This window comes from Staphylococcus sp. SM3655, from assembly GCF_016917315.1.
Lineage (GTDB): Bacteria > Bacillota > Bacilli > Staphylococcales > Staphylococcaceae > Staphylococcus > Staphylococcus aureus.
In genome coordinates this window covers 2,042,248-2,059,913 of sequence record NZ_CP070305.1, presented here as the reverse complement: position 1 = coordinate 2,059,913, position 17,666 = coordinate 2,042,248, and the positions used below count along the sequence as shown (strand labels likewise).

At 32.3% G+C, this 17,666-nt stretch carries 17 protein-coding genes and 1 pseudogene; 1 reads left to right on the top strand and 17 read right to left on the bottom strand.

The annotated features are described in order from the left end of the window. Positions 1 to 13: 13 nt before the first annotated feature. The 7 genes and pseudogenes from thiW to JQN76_RS10065 form a co-directional block, all read right to left on the bottom strand. Positions 14 to 505, bottom strand: coding sequence for an energy coupling factor transporter S component ThiW (gene thiW / locus JQN76_RS10095; protein ID WP_000842277.1), 492 nt, complete (start codon positions 503 to 505; stop codon positions 14 to 16). 26 nt (positions 506 to 531) lie between these two features. Beyond that, a complete protein-coding gene (locus JQN76_RS10090) occupies positions 532 to 897 on the bottom strand; it encodes a YlbF/YmcA family competence regulator (RefSeq protein WP_000282386.1) in 366 nt (121 codons plus the stop codon). Beyond that, positions 898 to 2,442, bottom strand: a pseudogene (miaB, locus tag JQN76_RS10085) (tRNA (N6-isopentenyl adenosine(37)-C2)-methylthiotransferase MiaB). A gap of 133 nt (positions 2,443 to 2,575) precedes the next feature. Then, positions 2,576 to 2,869: a thiamine-binding protein gene (locus JQN76_RS10080; RefSeq protein ID WP_000655669.1), complete on the bottom strand. Its 294-nt coding sequence runs from the start codon at positions 2,867 to 2,869 to the stop codon at positions 2,576 to 2,578. A gap of 93 nt (positions 2,870 to 2,962) precedes the next feature. Further along, positions 2,963 to 3,829 carry a 2-oxoacid:ferredoxin oxidoreductase subunit beta gene (locus tag JQN76_RS10075; RefSeq protein WP_000190140.1) on the bottom strand — a complete coding sequence of 289 codons (867 nt, stop codon included), beginning with the start codon at positions 3,827 to 3,829 and terminating at the stop codon, positions 2,963 to 2,965. After that, positions 3,830 to 5,590, bottom strand: a complete 1,761-nt coding sequence (locus JQN76_RS10070) for a 2-oxoacid:acceptor oxidoreductase subunit alpha (RefSeq protein ID WP_000804320.1) — start codon at positions 5,588 to 5,590, stop codon at positions 3,830 to 3,832. 139 nt (positions 5,591 to 5,729) lie between these two features. Then, positions 5,730 to 6,527: a TIGR00282 family metallophosphoesterase gene (locus JQN76_RS10065; RefSeq protein ID WP_001222105.1), complete on the bottom strand. Its 798-nt coding sequence runs from the start codon at positions 6,525 to 6,527 to the stop codon at positions 5,730 to 5,732. 173 nt (positions 6,528 to 6,700) lie between these two features. Between JQN76_RS10065 and JQN76_RS10060 the strand changes: the two genes are divergently transcribed. Next, positions 6,701 to 6,916 (top strand): hypothetical protein, encoded by a 216-nt coding sequence (locus JQN76_RS10060; protein WP_000026308.1) that lies wholly within the window; start codon positions 6,701 to 6,703, stop codon positions 6,914 to 6,916. Between the two features lie 296 nt (positions 6,917 to 7,212). Here the strand turns inward: JQN76_RS10060 and rny are convergent, their stop codons facing one another. The 10 genes from rny to JQN76_RS10010 form a co-directional block, all read right to left on the bottom strand. After that, a complete protein-coding gene (rny, locus tag JQN76_RS10055) occupies positions 7,213 to 8,772 on the bottom strand; it encodes a ribonuclease Y (RefSeq protein WP_001050913.1) in 1,560 nt (519 codons plus the stop codon). A gap of 353 nt (positions 8,773 to 9,125) precedes the next feature. After that, complete coding sequence (gene recA / locus JQN76_RS10050; RefSeq protein ID WP_000368166.1) at positions 9,126 to 10,169, bottom strand: recombinase RecA; 1,044 nt, start codon at positions 10,167 to 10,169, stop codon at positions 9,126 to 9,128. A gap of 164 nt (positions 10,170 to 10,333) precedes the next feature. Then, a complete protein-coding gene (locus JQN76_RS10045; RefSeq protein ID WP_000020346.1) occupies positions 10,334 to 11,485 on the bottom strand; it encodes a CinA family nicotinamide mononucleotide deamidase-related protein in 1,152 nt (383 codons plus the stop codon). A 226-nt stretch (positions 11,486 to 11,711) separates the two neighbouring features. After that, positions 11,712 to 12,290 carry a CDP-diacylglycerol--glycerol-3-phosphate 3-phosphatidyltransferase gene (gene pgsA / locus JQN76_RS10040; RefSeq protein WP_001025092.1) on the bottom strand — a complete coding sequence of 193 codons (579 nt, stop codon included), beginning with the start codon at positions 12,288 to 12,290 and terminating at the stop codon, positions 11,712 to 11,714. A 33-nt stretch (positions 12,291 to 12,323) separates the two neighbouring features. Then, positions 12,324 to 12,716, bottom strand: coding sequence for a helix-turn-helix domain-containing protein (locus tag JQN76_RS10035; protein WP_000859443.1), 393 nt, complete (start codon positions 12,714 to 12,716; stop codon positions 12,324 to 12,326). Between the two features lie 18 nt (positions 12,717 to 12,734). After that, positions 12,735 to 13,562 (bottom strand): YmfK family protein, encoded by an 828-nt coding sequence (locus JQN76_RS10030; protein WP_000214890.1) that lies wholly within the window; start codon positions 13,560 to 13,562, stop codon positions 12,735 to 12,737. Positions 13,563 to 13,666: 104 nt separating this feature from the next. Then, positions 13,667 to 14,371, bottom strand: a complete 705-nt coding sequence (ymfI, locus tag JQN76_RS10025; protein ID WP_000646227.1) for an elongation factor P 5-aminopentanone reductase — start codon at positions 14,369 to 14,371, stop codon at positions 13,667 to 13,669. Beyond that, on the bottom strand, positions 14,371 to 15,657 hold the full coding sequence (gene yfmH, locus JQN76_RS10020; protein WP_000664778.1) for an EF-P 5-aminopentanol modification-associated protein YfmH: 1,287 nt from the start codon (positions 15,655 to 15,657) through the stop codon (positions 14,371 to 14,373). Before yfmH ends, ymfI begins: the two co-directional genes overlap by 1 nt. After that, positions 15,657 to 16,922, bottom strand: coding sequence for an EF-P 5-aminopentanol modification-associated protein YfmF (yfmF, locus tag JQN76_RS10015; protein ID WP_000089942.1), 1,266 nt, complete (start codon positions 16,920 to 16,922; stop codon positions 15,657 to 15,659). Before yfmF ends, yfmH begins: the two co-directional genes overlap by 1 nt. A gap of 30 nt (positions 16,923 to 16,952) precedes the next feature. Beyond that, positions 16,953 to 17,666: a GntR family transcriptional regulator gene (locus JQN76_RS10010; protein WP_001293307.1), complete on the bottom strand. Its 714-nt coding sequence runs from the start codon at positions 17,664 to 17,666 to the stop codon at positions 16,953 to 16,955.

The following is a 17,666-nucleotide window of genomic DNA, read 5'->3' as shown; positions in this document are numbered from 1 at the left end:
ATATATCATAAATTTATTTTATAAACCTTTGAAGAATACCACGTTTTTTTAGAGTAATTAATAAGAAATAACTTATAATAGATCCGATAGCACTTGAGACTATGAACGTAATCATTAACGGTTTAATGAAGAAGTCTTGAAGCCCGAGGAAATATGCTAATGGTATACAAATTAAACTTCCGATGACACCAGTTCCAAGTACTTCACCGACCGCGGCCATGAATATATGTTTACGATATATGTAAAACATACTAGCCAATAAAACTCCAATCATACTACCTGGAAATGCAAAAGCTGTACCAGTACCAAAAAGAACTCTTAAAATTGATGATATAAGCGCTTGAGCTAATCCATACCAAGGACCTACTATGACCGCACTTAATACATTTACAAAATGCTGTACTGGTGCTGCCTTAACTGGTCCTAGAGGAATGATGATAATACTGCTTAATACAACATTTATTGCAATTAAAAGTGCAGTTATAGCCAGTTTTCTTGATTTCATATGATTGTTCTCCTTTTTGTTTGTAATTAATCACTATGTTTGGCTTTATTATGGTCATTTAAACGTGTTTCCATTGTTGATACAAACATTTTCAATAATTGATTCGCTTCATATTGTGAAGTTTGAAACTGTTCAACTATGGGCAATGTATTTATTTCTGCTTCTATACTTTGAATGGTATGTTCCGACTGTTCTAGCGCATTTTGTTTCCCGTAATTTTGAAAGTTTACTGCTTGTTTTTGATGCTTTTTTAACATATCCATTTTAGTCTTTATCGTTTGGTTCTGATGAATCTGTGCTTCAATTTGTTGATATGTTTTGATAGTATCCAAATTTTTAATTTTATTTGCAATATTATCCGCTTGTTTCAACACGTCATCTTTATTATACATTTATTGAATCACCATTTCCGGCTCTACTTCCTTTACAAAACTGCCATTTAATGAATACTGTTTAGCTTCATCTATTCGTACTTCCACTAGTTTACCAATCATTTCTTTAGGCGCTTTGAAATTAACTAGCTTATTTTTATCAGTGTAGCCAGCAAGAACCTGATCATCTTTTTTACTACTACCTTCACAAAGTACTGTTACAGTTTGTCCTTCGTACTTACTCATAGCTATTTGTGAATAATGACCAACTTTTTTATTCAAACGTTGCAATCGTTCCTTTTTGACATCTAATGGTACATTATCTTTCATTTTAGCAGCAGGCGTACCATCACGTTGTGAATACAAGTACGTATATGCATGTTCAAAACCAACTTCATCATACAGAGTTAAAGTTTCTTCAAATTATTCCTCTGATTCATTTGGATACCCTACAATAATATCTGTAGTTAATGCTACATTAGGAATTCTATCTTTGATTCGTTTTACTAAATCCAAATAACTTTCTCGTGTATATTTTCTACCCATTATTTTTAATACTGCATTATTTCCAGATTGAACTGGCAAGTGGATATGCGGAACGATATTACCACCCTCTGAAATAACATCAATCATGTGATCTGTAAAGTCCCAAGGATGACTTGTTGTGAAACGAACTCTTGGAATCGCTATTTTAGAAATTGCTTGTAAAAGATCTCCTAAGTCATATTCTATATCCTGTAAATCTTTACCATAAGAATTTACATTTTGACCTAAAAGCGTTATTTCTTTGTAACCTTCACGAGCAAGTTCACGTACTTCATCTATAATGTCTTCAGGTCTACGGCTTCGTTCTTTACCTCTTGTAAATGGAACAATACAATATATACAAAACTTATCACAACCATACATAATATTGACCCATGCTTTAATGTTGCCTTCACGGACTTTTGGAAGATTTTCAATAACGTCTCCTTCTTTAGACCATACTTCAACAACCATTGCTTTAGATAAGTATGCTTCTTCTAAAATTTCTGGTAAATGATGAATATTATGTGTACCAAATATCATATCTACATTTTGATACGATTTTAAAATTTTATTCACTACTGACTCTTCTTGTGACATACAACCACAAACACCGATTAAAATATCAGGTCGTTCTTTTTTCAAATGCTTCAAATTACCTATTTCACTAAACACTTTGTTCTCGGCATTTTCTCTAATCGCACATGTATTAATTAAAATAACATCTGCAGTGTTAATATCAGTCGTTGCTTGATAGCCTAATGCTTCAAGTATACCAGCAATGACCTCAGTGTCATGTGCATTCATTTGACATCCATATGTTTTAATTAAAAATGTACGCTCGTTCCCCATACCGCGATATTTTTCATCAATTTGGAAATCTCTATTATAACGAACTTCTTGTTTACCTCTTTTTTTCGCTTCTTTTAAATTAGGCGGCTGATAAACATGTTCAAAATATTTACTATAATCTTTTTCTGCTTTCTTATCTCTCTCAGCTAAAACATCTACAGAACTTGCTTTTCTTTGTTCTTCGTTCACTTTACAAAATCCTTTCTATTTGCCCGTATCATTTAATAATTATATTAAATTTAACTATAAAGTGCAAAAACAGTTAAAGTTATACGTCATCTCTAACAAGCCAATTCAAATCCAGTTTACTTCACTTTTAATGTTATTCATCATATTTTTCAGTTAAAGTTTCAATAGTGATGCCATCTGGCACATGATAAAACTTAACTTGGCTAATAATACTTGGACATTCAAGTTCCACCATTCGTTCATTTAATGATTGTATTAAAATTAAACATTCATTCATATTTCCTTGTACTGTCGTTTCTAACGGACCTACTCTAAAATGCATACCAGATTCGTCAATTATTTTAATCGCCTCGTCTACATAAGGTATAACATTGTCATTGTTTGGTGTTTTAGGAATTATTTGTATACTCATTAATGTGTCTTTCATTTTTAAAAACTCCTTTATTTTTTGTAATAGTAAAAAACTGAGTAGCATAAATGGATCTGTTATAAATACATTTATACGACTCAGTTTTAATTATTAAATAAATTGTTCAGTTAATGCATTGAAGGTGTCTTCAGTAATTTTGATATCTCTTTTAGCAAGTGGTGTATCATCTAACTCTTTAATTTGAGATTCATATGATGGTGTTTCTTTATCTTGATAAACAATACCAGTTACTAAAGATTCATGTTCAATAACAGTTCTAGTCGCTAATTGTTTATCTGTAGAATCATAATTTTCAATGTCATCAACACTTGTTAAATGTTCTTTAAACCAATCGTATGTGTTAATTTTATTATAAGTCACACATGGTGAAAAGACATTAACGAATGAAAATCCATCATGATTAATTGCATCTTCAATTAGTTTTGTTAATCCTTTAATATCACTTGAAAAACCTTGGGCTACAAATGTGGCACCAGATGATAATGCTAATTCTAAAGGCGCAACATTTTTTTCTATATTACCTTTTGGCGTTGTTTTAGTAACAAATCCTACTGCTGATGACGGCGATGTTTGTCCCTTTGTCAAACCATAAATTTGATTATCCATGACTATATACGTCATGTTCATATTTCTTCTTAAAGCATGGATTGTATGCCCCATACCTATAGCATAACCATCACCATCTCCTCCAGATGCAATAACAGTTAAATCTTTATTCGCCATTTTTACACCTTGAGCTAAAGGTAATGCACGTCCGTGAATAGAATGAACGCCATAAGAATTAATATATCCTGAAAGACGGCCAGAACATCCTATACCGGTGATGATAGCTACTTCTTCAGGTTCTAACCCTATATTTGCGGCTGCTTTTTGAATTGCAGCTTGTACTGAGAAATCGCCACATCCAGGGCACCAGTTAGGCTTAACATTATTTCTAAAATCTTTAAATGTCGCCATCTATACCATCTCCTTTATTTCAGTAGCAATTATTTTGCCTTTTTCTTCGATTTCATGTGGTAGGAAAGGTGTCCCATCATACTTTGTATAATTTTCAATCTTATCATGAATATTGACATTCATTTTTATAATACTAGCCAATTGTCCTTGATAATTGTGCTCCACTACAACGACTTTCTTCGCTTTATTAACTGCATCTTGAATAACGCTTGTTGGGAATGGATGCAATTGTCTAATTTGTATAGTGTTAACTTTTATGCCTTGTTGATTCAAACGGTTACTACCTTCTTGAATTGCACCTTTTGTAGAAATAAAACCGATATAAAGAATATCTGCATCCTCATGTTGTAAGTTAGCTTCTACTGGCGATTCAATTAGTAACTGCTCAATTTTACGCATTCGTTTTTCCATTTGTTGTTGTCTATTTGACGCAGATTCACTAGGTTTACCTTCTTCATTGTGTTCCACACCAGTTATATGATGAATACCTCCTTTAACACCGGGGATAGGTCTAGGAGAAACACCATTGGATGTTAACGCATAACGCTTGAAATAACCTTTATCATCTTCTTCACGTTCAATATCAGATTGAATGATTTCACCACGTTTAATTTCAATGCGATTATAATCTAATTTTTCAACAGTTTGTTTACCTAAAGATAATTGCAAATCACTTAAAACTATAACAGGGCATTGATATTGTTCTGCTAAATTAAAGGCTTCCATAGTTAAATAAAATGCATCTTCTGCATCAGTTGGTGCTACAACTATTTTTGGAATATCACCATGTGTACCATAAATCATTTGCATTAAATCTGACTGTTCTTGTTTCGTAGGTAATCCAGTAGAAGGTCCACCTCGTTGAGTATTAATAATGACTAATGGCGTTTCAGTCATACCAGATAATCCAATTGCTTCCATCATTAAAGATAAACCTGGACCAGCACTAGCCGTAAACGCTCTGACTCCACCATAATTTGCACCAATAGCCATAGTTACAGCAGCAATTTCATCTTCTGTTTGAATAACCGCTCCGTTTACTTTAGATATATTGGCAATCATATATTCCATAACTTCAGACGCAGGTGTAATAGGATATGCCGCCATAAATTGTGAACCTGCAGCAATTGCACCTAATCCAATGGCATCGTTACCAATCATATATAGATGTGGTAGTGCATCTGTTGACTCTAATTCAAAGTCCCCGTCGATTTCAGGTAAGCGGGATTGCATTAATTGATAACCTTCGTTTAATGCTTGGATATTGACTTCAACTACCTTGTCACCTTTTTTAGAAAACATATTAGTAATAAGTTCTTCAAATGTATTTGTATTCAAATTCATCAATGCGCTAGTAGCACCTATTGCAACCATGTTTTTCATTAATGCTGTACCTAATTCTTTAGCGGTTGCTGTAAAAGGTAATTCAATAAGCTGTGCATGACATCCTTCTGGTTTCACAGGTTTAGCCTTGGCATCAGCTAAAATAATACTGTCTTCTCTCATTTCATGATGGTTAACATCAATTGTTTCTTGGTCAAATGCAATCAAAATATCTAAATCATCACTAATTGCATGAACAGGCGTCGTAGAAACTCTAATTTTATTATTCGTATGTCCACCTTTGATACGACTTGAAAAATGTCTATATCCATATAAATAATATCCTTTTCTATTCATAGCCGTAGCGAAGATTTCCCCAGTTGATTCAATACCTTCGCCTTGTTGACCGCCAACTTTCCACGATAATTGTGGTTTCATAGTTATATGCCTCCTATGGATATATTTCATATTAAATGATAACAAAAAGAACCACCGATTTACTATGTAAACAGTGGTACTATATTAAATTCATACTAATGGACGATAGGGTCCAATTCGAATGTTTACTTACGTAATTTTAAAATGTTGAAAATGGATGGTCATCATTTATCAATATACGTTCGATGTGCTTTGTTTTACCTTCTTTGTCTAAATCAATAACAACACCAGATAATACACTTCTACCTTCATTTGGAACAACATGTCTTTGTGGCAAACTAGTGATAAAACGCTCAATTACCTCTGTTTTATTTATTCCTAAAATGCCATCATAAAAACCTGTCATACCAACATCCGTTATATACCCTGTCCCCTTTGGTAAAATACGTTCATCTGCTGTTTGAATGTGTGTATGCGTTCCAACAACAGCGCTAGCTCTACCATCTAAATGCCATCCCATTGCATACTTTTCAGAAGTTGTTTCTGCATGAAAATCAACAAATATAAACGGAGTTTGTTCTTGTGCTTCCTTGACTAATTGATCTGCCTTTTTAAAAGGATCATCAATATCTGGCATAAACGCTCTTCCTTGCAGATTAATAACTGCAAGTTTAATATCATTAATTTGTATAAATCTCATACCAATTCCCGGCGCTTCATCCGGAAAATTCGCTGGTCTTACTAGTCGTTTTGCTTCATCTATAAAATCATAAATTTCACGTTGACCATATGTGTGATTACCCATAGTCATGAAATCTACACCATTTCTTAGTAATTGTTTATATATTTTTTCAGTCAAACCTTTACCATGTGCTGCATTTTCAGCATTTACAATTGTAACTGTTGGTTTATACTTTTGCTTCAGTTGAGGTATGTACGTTTCAATTGCGTCTCGTCCAATTTTACCTACGATATCCCCTATAAACATTATTCTCATGTTTTGTTCATCCTCTCATAAATACTAGTTTAATTCATACGTTCTAATATTTAAAGTAAATATTAAATTCTTTGAATTATTTTTCTTCAATTATAGAGAGACATTACTTTGTCTGAAAACTTCAATATGTTAGTATTAAGACATCAAAATAAATAGGAGTTGTAAATAAATACATGTCTATTAATATTGATCCAGAAAAATTTGCAGAATTAGTGGTTATGTCTAACCCATCAAAATTCGAAGATGCAGAGGATATAGCTAAAGAAAGTTTAAAGCTTTACATTAATGCATATCGTTTAGCAGAGAGATATTCAACAATTGCAACAAATTGTTATGATACTGCAGAAGTTATAAAAGAATTAAAGAAAACAGATTTACAATTAAAATAACTCAACTTAGAAATAAATCCTAATTAATATTGCAGAAGAGAAGATGTGTTACATCTCCTCTTCTTTTTTATTGGATAGAAAAGCAATCATCTTTATAGGTTTACATAATATAAATATAGTAATTACGAAGCCTAAAACATTTTTATTAAAAGCAATAACTTCTTATTTAATATAAGGTCCGTCTTACTTTCAAATAACCACTGTTTACTATAGTTATTACCGATAAAGTGCTGTCTAATTAGATTGAGACTACAACTTAAAAAAGCTCCCTCACTAATTTGTGAGGGAGACAAAAATTATTTCGCATATTCTACTGCTCTAGTCTCTCGAACAACTGTCACCTTGATATGACCAGGATATTGTAATTCATCTTCAATCTGATTTTTAATATCTCTAGCCAATCGATAAGATTTTAAATCATCAATTTCTTCAGGAGATACAATCACTCGGATTTCTCTACCTGCCTGAATCGCAAATGCTTTTTCTACACCATCATAACTTTCTGATAACGTTTCTAAACGTTCTAATCGACGAATATAATTCTCTAATGTTTCTTTTCTTGCACCTGGACGAGCCGCAGACAATGCATCTGCAGCAGCAACAAGGATAGATATAATAGATGTAGGTTCAACATCACCATGATGAGAATGGATTGCATTAATAACTGTTTCATTTTCACCATATTTTTTCGCTAATTCTACACCGATTTCAACATGACTACCTTCTACTTCATGATCAATTGCTTTACCAACATCATGTAAAAGTCCAGCTCGTTTCGCTAATGTCTCATCTTCGCCTAGCTCAGCAGCTAACATACTAGCAAGATGCGCAACTTCAATTGAATGTTTAAGTACATTTTGACCGTAACTCGTACGATAGTTTAAACGCCCTACAATTTTTACTAAGTCAGGATGCATATTATGTGCGTTCACTTCAAATGTAGCTTGTTCACCTGCTTCTCTAATAATATCGTCTACTTCTTTTCTAGCTTTTTCGACCATATCTTCAATTCTACCTGGATGAATACGTCCATCAGATACTAAGTTAACAAGTGCTGTTCTAGCAATTTCTCTTCTTATTGGATCAAAACCAGATAATATAACCGCTTCTGGTGTGTCATCAATAATTAAATCAATGCCAGTTAAAGTTTCAAGTGTGCGGATGTTTCGTCCTTCTCGTCCAATGATTCGACCTTTCATCTCATCATTAGGTAAGTTAACTACTGATACCGTTGATTCACTTGTGTGATCTGCTGCTAATCTTTGTACTGCTGTAGCTAATAATTCTTTTGCTGTTTTATCAACTTTTTCTTTAGCTTCTTTTTCTTTTTCTTTAACAAGTACTGCAATATCTTGTGACAGTTCTTCCTCTACTCTTTGAAGTTGCTCATTAATAGCTTCTTCTTGAGTGAGACCGGAGATGCGTTCTAATTCTTGTTCATGCTTCATTATTAACGTTTGAACACTACTCTCTTTTGCATCTACTTGTTGTTGTTTTTCTTCAATTTTTGATTCTTTTTGCTCTAAAATCTCATCTTTTTTATCTAATAGATCAGATTTGCGCTCTAAGTTTTCTTCTTTTTGAAGAAGTCGGGTTTCTTGTCTTTGAAGTTCGCTACGTCTTTCTCGTAGTTCTGCTTCAGTTTGTTCTCTTAGGATTTGGTTTTCTTCTTTTGCCTCAAGTAATTTCTCTTTTTTGATATTGTCAGCTTCTTTATGTGCTTGATTTACAATATCTTCGGCAGTTTGTCTAGCTTGTGATTGCTTTTGAAGCAACAAATTTCGGGCAACAACATACCCTCCAACAACTCCTAGAATGATCCCCAGCAAAATGAGTAGGAGGCTTAATAAATTCACACAAACACCTCCTTTTCTAGGGTTTGCTCTTTATATGAAATTCAATATGACTTTATGAAATTATATATAAATCATACAAATTAATTGTACGGTTTATAGGAGATAAGTGTCAAGTTATCAATTTGCACTTTTGCACTATATTGAATGCTATTTCTACTATTTTCTAAAGTTTTGAAGCTCGATTATAAAACTATTGATAATGTAATAATAAATAAAATAAAAAACCTTATAGTCTCGATTTGTAGTGTATCCCATAAAGTTAGATATTATTCTAGCTTTATGAGATGAATATCACTTTCAATCAATCCTATAAGGATATTTGCTAAGTTTAACTATAGATATAAATTTGTGTACTATTCTTCGTCAAATAATGACTTTGGTGCATCTTCTGTTTCTTCAACATCACCATCAGATATACCTAATTTTTCTCTCAATTTACGATCAATTTCTTCTTTAATTTGTGGATTTTCTTTCAAGTACATTTTAACATTTTCCTTACCTTGACCCATTCGTTCGCCATTGTAAGAATACCATGCTCCTGATTTATCAACGATGTCGTTTTCAACACCTAAATCAATAAGTTCACCCTCTTTAGAAATACCTTGTCCATACATAATATCAACTTCAGCTACTCTAAATGGTGGTGCCACTTTATTTTTAACGACTTTAATTTTAGTTCTATTACCTACAATTTCTTGTCCTTGTTTAAGCTGTTCTGCACGACGTACTTCTAGTCTTACTGAACTATAGAATTTTAATGCACGTCCACCTGGTGTAGTCTCTGGATTACCGAACATAACACCAACTTTTTCACGAATTTGGTTGATGAAAATAGCAGTTGTATTTGATTTAGAAATAGCACCTGAAAGTTTACGTAACGCTTGTGACATTAAACGAGCTTGTAAACCAACGTGAGTGTCTCCCATTTCTCCTTCAATTTCAGCTTTAGGTGTTAAAGCAGCAACTGAGTCTACAACTACAATATCAACTGCACCACTTCTAACAAATGCTTCGGCGATTTCAAGACCTTGTTCACCATGATCCGGTTGCGATAAATATAAATTATCGATATCTACACCTAATGCTTGAGCATATTCTGGATCTAAAGCATGTTCAGCATCGATAAATGCTGCCACCCCGCCATTACTTTGTACTTCAGCAATAGCGTGAAGCGCTACTGTTGTCTTACCAGAACTTTCAGGACCATAAATTTCAATAATTCGTCCTTTAGGATAGCCACCTACACCTAGCGCATTATCTAATGTAACTGAACCAGTTGATGTAGTTGAAACTCGGCGACCTATATTGTCACCCAACTTCATTACGGCACCTTTACCGAAAGATTTCTCCATATTTTTAATTACTGTATCTAAAGCTTTTTGACGATCGTTATCCAAAGCGAGACCTCCTAATTGAAATTGCTATCTTTTAATTATCTTACCAATACTATACAAGGATTCAAAATAAAATACAAGTGTTTTGCGAATATTTGTTCGTATAAAATCTTGAAATCAAAACGCAAAAACGAACAAACGTGCTTATATTTTTATCGATAATACAATTAATTTGTTGTTCTAAGCCAATTTAATAATCTTATGAGCGCATAATTTTGACTTCTGTTCTTTAATAAATTTCTAGATTTAGACATTTTAAATTGCTCAGTTTTAAATTCAAAGTTATTATCATAGCCTATATGGACTACACCATCATACTCTAATAGAATAATTGCTGATGACACATTAAACAATTTATTAACAAATTGCACTGCATCTTTTAATTGCTGCTCAATAGGTTTATTAATATCAACAAAGTTTTCATTGTGATTAATCATACCCTTTAGAACATCGTTTAAATCCACTTCTTTCAATCGATGATATAAAGCACCATTAGTAATACCATCATATATTACAAAAGGTTCATGAATTTTCTTTATTACAGCTTGCTCAATTAATGTGTCATCTGAACCATAATAATATTCTCCAATACGATCAAGAATTTCTTGTTTAACAGGTTGAATCAATGATTGTGCTTGTTCTTTTGAGTCGGCATTTGCAGTCAATCTAATATATACTTCATGACTTCCCGCCAAAGGCGCAATCGTAGGATTAGTCTGTTTATCGATAAGATCTATTAATATTGTTTCTACTTTAGATTCACCTATTCCCGCAAATCTTAATAGTTCAGAATGTATAATTCGATTATGGTTTATAAAATGTGACAACAATTCATTTTTCACCATTGGTTGCATTTCTTTCGGTGGACCTGGTAATAAAATAATTTGTTTGTTTTCAAAATTCACCATCATTCCTGGAGCCATGCCATGATGATTTGCCAATACAGTTGAACCTTCAATTACTAAAGCCTGTTGTTTATTATTAGGTGTCATTTCTTGTCCTTGTTCCTCAAAATAGCTTTCAATATATTTTAAAGAAGGCTCATCAATAACTAAATCTTTACCAACAATCTGGGCCACTGTATGCTTCGTTAAGTCATCTTTCGTAGGACCTAAGCCACCTGTTAAAATAACAGTATCATATTTTTCTAGCGCATGACGTACACTTGATTCTAAACGTTTTTTATTATCTCCAATAACTTTATGTTCTAATACATTTTGTCCAATTTCATTAAATACTTTAGATAGAAATTGTCCGTTGGTATTAGCGATTTGACCTAGCAATAGTTCTGAGCCTACAGCAATAATGGCAATTGACATTTATATCCCCCTTGTATCGTTTAATTCATTTTTTCATGTATTTCATTTAAAAATTCACATCAATTTTAGATTCAATGTATCAGATGCTACAACAGATTTTCCCTAAAAAAATGAACAAATATTGTTTTACAATATATCATTATAAACAATTGCGTGGCTAATTTCTAAAATTGGGATTAAAAAAACTAGATTCCATATGAAAATGAAATCTAGTATAAACAAATATTTATTTTTGTTTAAAAACATCTCTACCTTTATAAAAGTATTCAAAGCCAGATAAGATAGTAAAAATAACGCCAATGTATAATAAAATTTGTCCTAATGACAAACCAATCAATGTTGCCAATGGATCACCTAATAACAACCAAGTAATTGCTACCATAGTAACTGCTGTTTTAATTTTACCTAATTGACCAGCTGCACTTACAAATCCTTGTTCAATTTGTAGTAAACGTAAACCAGTTACGGCAAATTCTCTGGCAATAATAATGATTGCTACTACAGAATTTGTTAGTCCTAGTTGCACAAGTACAATTAAAGCACTTGCAACTAATAATTTATCCGCTAATGGATCCAAAAATTTCCCCATATTTGTAACTAAATTCCATTTTCTAGCTAAATAACCATCAACAAAATCGCTAAGGGAAGCCAATATAAAAATAAAACCACTGATTAATAACTCAATTCTTATTTCATATCCTCCTAGAAATGACACATTGCCAAATCCAAAATCAACTAACGCAAACAATATAAAAACTGGTATTAACACTACTCTAAAAACCGTAATCTGGTTCGGAATATTCATTATACACCCTCATTTCTCACTAATTTATTTCTGTTAAAATATTAAAACTAACATGATCCATAACAATAAAGTTATTAAAACTGTAATACCCATGATTACTAATAATTGTATTGGCTCTTTTGATTTACTCTTATAATCTAAGTCTTTATTATTATTGAAAACTGTAATTACTTCGTCCCATTCGGCTTGGTTCGATGGAATTTCATCTTGATGAGCTTGAATTAATTGGTTAGGTTCAATATTTACTACGCTTGCATATTTTCTAATAAATCCTTCGCTGTAATTTTTATTCGGTAGTTGATCGAATTCATTATTTTCAATATGCACTAGCATTTCACGTTTAATTCCAGTACGTTGCTCTAATTCTGTTAAAGTCATTCCTAACCTTTCACGTCTACCTTTTAGCGCTTCACCGACCGTTTTCAATTCATAGCCTCCTTACACTTACTCGAAGAAACCAAAACCACCACCAAACGGATCTCCAAAATCTAAATTATTCTTACTTTGGACTGTCTGTTTCTTCATTTCTTCGTAATGTATTTCTTGATTTTCATTTTCTCTCAATTCGATAATATAGTCAAAATCTTCCATTGTACAAGTACTTGTTTCAACAAATAAATCTGGATGTTCAACGACTTTGATTGATGGTAACGTCATAACTTCGTTAACAAGCTCTTGATGTTTTGGATTAGATTCTCTGGCAGTAACTGCACCATCAATAATGTATACATGATTGGCATCATATTCCCCTTTAATTAGAGAGCTACGTACAGTTTGTTTTATTAAAGTAGAACTAATAAATAACCATCTCTTATGTGCACAAACACTTCCCGCAACAATTGATTCAGTTTTACCAACCCGTGGCATACCTCTAATGCCAATCAACTTATGACCTTCTTCTTTGAACAATTCAGCTAAAAAGTCTACTAACAAGCCTAAATCTTCACGCTCAAATCGAAAGGTTTTCTTATCTTTTGCATCTTGCTCAATATATCTTCCATGTCTTACTGCAAGACGGTCTCTTAATTCTGGTTTTTTAAGCTTTGTTATTTCAATTTCATTTATACCACGAGCTATTTGCTCAAAACGTTCAACTTTTTCAAGATTGTCTGTTTTAATTAAAAGGCCTCGTTTACCTTGATCAACACCATTAATTGTAACAATACTTATACCTAACATACCTAATAAACTAGATACATCACCTAAAAGACCCGGTCTATTAATTTCAATTTCGTATTCTAGGTACCATTCTTTTTTCTCTGCAACTGTCATGGTGAACCTCACCCCTTGTTTAATTAACAAATTATGATTCATTGTAATATTCATATTATAACATCAATCATAAAAACATTTGCTCATAAAAATAGTTCTATATTTTAAATATACCAAGCACCATTAACTTTCTGTATAGTTCCAGTAACACTTCTAGCATTTGGGTGATATAAATAGGCGCATGTATGAGCAACCTCACTCGGTAAAACCAATCGCTGTTGTGGTAATTCAGTTATCATTGCTTGAAGTTCATCTTCTTGCCACTCACTTGCCATATTACCGGCTACAAATCCAGGTGCGATAGCATTTACTGTCACTGATGTTAGTGCAAGCTCTTGACTAAGCGCCTTAACGAAACCTAATTGTGCACTTTTCATCGCCGAATAAATAGTTTCCATACTAGCTCCTGTCTCACCCCAAATTGATGAAATTACAATAATTCTTCCATTGGCACTTTGACGTAAAACATCAACGAAATATCTACATAATCGAATTAATTGCAAGACATTTAACTGATAACATGCATCAATATCATGGTCTTTCATATCTTGTAAAACACCATATAAAGACTGACCACTTGCATATATTAAACAGTCTAATGATTTAATGTCACCAAATGTCTTGTCAATATCAATTGTTTGAGATAAATCCGCTTGTATAAAACGAACTTTATCATCATTAAATTTGCTAGTTAATTCATTTATATCAGTACGATAATATTGCACATAAACTTCAAATCCATCAGTTAATAATTGTTTGACTATCTCAGAACCAATTGAACCAGAACCACCTAATACTAATGCTTTCATTACTTTTTAATCTCCAAACGACTATCGACTTGCTGATCTAAATTTAAATAGAACGATGACGTTTCGTTAATACTATCTAAGGTGATATTTTCAACAATGTCTAACATGTCAAACACGCTAACACCTTCAAAATACAATTTAGTATATTGATTAGCAATATATTCAGGTGAGTTTAAACTTGATATGAATTCACCTATAAATTGCTTTTTCAAAAGTTCAAATGCTTCTGCATCTTGGAAATTGCCTTTTTTATCACGCAACTCATCTAATAATAATTTTTTTAATTTATCTGGTTCTTCAGTAGCGCTTGTCACGATTGAAAAACTATAAGTCGGCTCTAGTACAAATTGATAACCAAATGTATCATCGATAAGTCCTTCGTTTAATAAATTCTGATAAAAATCTGTTTCTTCCCCAAAAATTAACTCAAAGAATAATGACATTTCTAAATCACGTTGTACATATTTTTGAGGCGCTTCTTGTAATGGTTTATTTTTAAAACCAAGCATTAGTCTTGGTGATTGAATTTTCATAGATTCAGTAACAAATGCTTCTTTAACATCCTCCGGTTCATCAACAAGTCCTCGTTCGATTTTGGGTTGGTTAACTTTATTACGAGCATCCTCGTGTTGTTTTACTATTCGACATATTGCTTCAGGATCCACATCGCCAACAACAAATAAAACCATATTTGATGGATGATAAAACGTTTCATAACATAGATACAAATCATCTTTTGTAATATCGTATATACTTTCTACACTACCGGCAATATCAACACGTATTGGATGTTGTTGATACATTGCACGCAATGTATTAAACATTAATTTATATCCAGGTTGCTCTTGATACATTTTTATTTCTTCTGCAATAATACCTTTTTCTTTATCAACAGTTTCTTTTGTAAAATAAGGCGTTTCAACCATTGTAAGTAAACGTTTAATGTTGTTTTCAATATTATCAGTTGCACTGAACAAGTAGCTTGTACGATCAAAGCTTGTAAACGCATTTGCTTGTGCGTTATCTTCAGCAAACGCAGTAAATAAGTCTTCTTCTTCTTTTTCAAATAATTTATGTTCTAAAAAGTGAGCAACTCCATCAGGTACAGTAACAAATTGGTCTTGTCCGAGGGGTTTGAATTGATTATCTAATGAACCAAATTGTGTAGTGTAAGTGACAAATGTCTTTTGAAAACCTGGTTTAGGGATAACAAATAATCGTAAACCATTTTCTAATTCTTGTTCGAATACTCTTTCGTCTATTAATTCATAATAACGCTCTTTCATTATTTACCCCCTCCTTTTGTCAACACATAGATTGTATCTAAAAATGCTTTTTCAGCAACAGAAACAATATCTTCGCGACTTACCTTCTGTATATCATTTATAAATGTTTCTTTGCTTTGTGGTTGCTCTAATAATATTTGGTTATGCATAATCTCTATAATACTTTTCGGACGATCTTCAGATTCATATCGATGAGAAATGATTACTTTTTTAGCTAACTCTAATTTTTCTTCAGTGAAATCTCCTGCTTTTATTTTTTCAAATTCACTTATAATAGTGTCTTTTGCAGTTTCGTACTTATCACTTGAAACCCCACTCAAAACAAATAAATAGCCATTTTTGCCATCAATTTGTGAATGTATAGAGTACGCTAAACTTTGCTTTTCTCGCACTTCATTAAATAAAACAGATGAAGGATCTCCTCCAAACATCATGTTAAATACAACAAAAGCAGCATATCCACTTTGTCCATATTGTGTTGGAAAACGATATCCCATATTTAATTTAGCTTGATCCACGTCATCATATTCAACAATATAATCAACTTCTTCATCGTGTAAATGATGTGTAGAATGTTGGAATTGATGTTTATCGAATGGTTTAAGTGCAAATTTTTCACGTATTTGTTTCTCAACACTTTCAGGTTCTACATTGCCGACAACATAAACAGAACATTGATCATTATTAATCATTGATTGATATGTATGATATAGTGTTTCAGCAGTAATATGTGGGATTTGTTCTAGTTGTCCTGTAGATAGGTATTTGTATGCTTCATTTTCAAACATATGGTCGAGTAATTTTAAAAACGAATATTGTGCTTTGTTATCTACCATTGCTTCTATTTTTTTGGCTAATAATGTTTTCTCTTGGTTAACAAAATTATCATTGAATGCTTTATTTTCAATTAATGGATTCCAAATGATTTCTTGTAATAAATCTAATCCTTGATTAAATAATGATTCACCGTTTCTTAAATAACGTTCATTTACAATTTCTAATGAAAATGTAATGACATGCTGATCTTTGAATTTTGAAATTGTACTATTCACATATGCACCATATAAATCGGCTAAGTGATTATTAAACGACTTATCGGTTGGCCATTTCTTAGTTGCTCGAACTAATAATTTGCTTAATAATGATCTAGCTGTAATTGTGTCATATTCTAAAGGTGCCATAAATTTAAAAACTATAGTAGTTGTTTTAAATTTAGTTGTTGGTGAAACTTTGATATGTATATTTGGTTGAGATTGTCTACTCAAATATATAGCCTCCTCTATAGCTTCTTACATCTATATTTTTCTAGTGATTTTAAATTGAACTAAGCTATTTTTCATATAATTTAATGAATACAAAATAGGTTCATCTGATTCATTATAGTGCGTAATTTTTAATAAAATCAAACCTTCGTGTGGCGAAGCATTCAGTACTTCGGATATTCGAGGTTCATAATTTACCGCTTCAATTTCTGTATCAGCATAACAAATATTATGATTACTTTGTTCTTTTATCGCACTTAGAATCGATCCATTGCTCATTTGATACTCTGTACATGTTAATTCTTTTTTAGCAATTTTATCTAAACAATAGACGACCGGTTCTCCATCGGCAGTTCGTAATCGTTCTATAATGGTTACTGGATATCCTTCTTCAACGCTCAACAAATTTGCATCTAACATAGTTGCTGGTTGCTCATCAAAATTTAAGTATTCAGTTCCGCATTCAAATCCTGCATTTTTAATCATTTGCCCAATACTTATAAGTTCATTCAATGGATAAAAGAAAGGGGGCAGTGACTTAACACTTGTGCCCTCTTCAAAATTATCTTTAATGACTTGTTCAGTAATCAATGCCTGAATTGCTTCATAAACATCGTCGGTTTTTACATTTAATTCTCTGGCAATTGATAAATTACTTGGAAGTTGGTCACCATATTCCAATTTATTTTGCTTAATCAAATTTAAAATGTATTGTTTAACGTTATATACCGCATTCATTTCTGACAT

Bases quoted from the DNA above. Each gene is read 5' to 3' on its own strand.
- thiW (WP_000842277.1), bottom strand. From the start codon at position 505: ATGAAATCAAGAAAACTGGCTATAACTGCACTTTTAATTGCAATAAAT.
- JQN76_RS10090 (WP_000282386.1), bottom strand. From the start codon at position 897: ATGTATAATAAAGATGACGTGTTGAAACAAGCGGATAATATTGCAAAT.
- JQN76_RS10080 (WP_000655669.1), bottom strand. From the start codon at position 2,869: ATGAAAGACACATTAATGAGTATACAAATAATTCCTAAAACACCAAAC.
- JQN76_RS10075 (WP_000190140.1), bottom strand. From the start codon at position 3,829: ATGGCGACATTTAAAGATTTTAGAAATAATGTTAAGCCTAACTGGTGC.
- JQN76_RS10070 (WP_000804320.1), bottom strand. From the start codon at position 5,590: ATGAAACCACAATTATCGTGGAAAGTTGGCGGTCAACAAGGCGAAGGT.
- JQN76_RS10065 (WP_001222105.1), bottom strand. From the start codon at position 6,527: ATGAGAATAATGTTTATAGGGGATATCGTAGGTAAAATTGGACGAGAC.
- JQN76_RS10060 (WP_000026308.1), top strand. From the start codon at position 6,701: ATGTCTATTAATATTGATCCAGAAAAATTTGCAGAATTAGTGGTTATG.
- JQN76_RS10045 (WP_000020346.1), bottom strand. From the start codon at position 11,485: ATGTCAATTGCCATTATTGCTGTAGGCTCAGAACTATTGCTAGGTCAA.
- pgsA (WP_001025092.1), bottom strand. From the start codon at position 12,290: ATGAATATTCCGAACCAGATTACGGTTTTTAGAGTAGTGTTAATACCA.
- JQN76_RS10030 (WP_000214890.1), bottom strand. From the start codon at position 13,562: ATGACAGTTGCAGAGAAAAAAGAATGGTACCTAGAATACGAAATTGAA.
- ymfI (WP_000646227.1), bottom strand. From the start codon at position 14,371: ATGAAAGCATTAGTATTAGGTGGTTCTGGTTCAATTGGTTCTGAGATA.
- yfmH (WP_000664778.1), bottom strand. From the start codon at position 15,657: ATGAAAGAGCGTTATTATGAATTAATAGACGAAAGAGTATTCGAACAA.
- JQN76_RS10010 (WP_001293307.1), bottom strand. From the start codon at position 17,666: ATGTCAGAAATGAATGCGGTATATAACGTTAAACAATACATTTTAAAT.